A 614-nucleotide genomic window follows, 5' to 3' on the forward strand; every position below is an offset into this window, starting at 1 on the left:
GTAACCCTCCCCCCGAACCATTAATCAAATCGAACTAAATATACGCCAACTACAGTTATGCAATTGACGAGATAAAGTCGGTTCAATGTTCGAAGTTCAAAGTTCGAGGTTAAAACCTGGAACCACGAACAACGAACCGCGAACCAGCACCGAAGGTGCGAAGAGTTTCTCGGTGGCTATGCCGAGGGGGTCACACCCGTTCCCATCCCGAACACGGAAGTTAAGCCCCTCTGGGCCGATGGTACTGCATGGGTAGCTATGTGGGAGAGTAGGTCGCCGCCGGGAATTTTATCTGAAAAGCCCCGCTTATCTTATGATAGGCGGGGCTTTTTTGCGTCCTGCTCCACAGGAAATGAACGTTCTGGATATCAGTGTGTAATTCTAATTCTGCCAATGATATTGGCCCCTTCTTTATGCCGACTCAATCCCCCGATTTTTTATTTGCTCCGTCTTGTCACCACTCTCTTCGTTAATAATCTGTTCCCTCCCTCCAAGATCCTCAATGCCACATGATCTCGTCACAAAACATATTGCTCAGTTATCCATGTTGACACTGTGATATATGGTCATGGTGCCTGTTTCCAAGGCTACAAGGTTACCAAGAGCGCCGCGCT

Annotated in this window: 1 rRNA gene; it reads left to right on the top strand. The window is 48.2% G+C overall.

Annotated features, from left to right (window positions below):
- The first annotated feature begins 168 nt into the window (after positions 1–168).
- A 5S ribosomal RNA gene (rrf, locus tag KI809_RS20360) occupies positions 169–285 on the top strand.
- Positions 286–614: the final 329 nt, after the last annotated feature.

This window comes from Geoanaerobacter pelophilus (assembly GCF_018476885.1).
GTDB lineage: Bacteria > Desulfobacterota > Desulfuromonadia > Geobacterales > DSM-12255 > Geoanaerobacter > Geoanaerobacter pelophilus.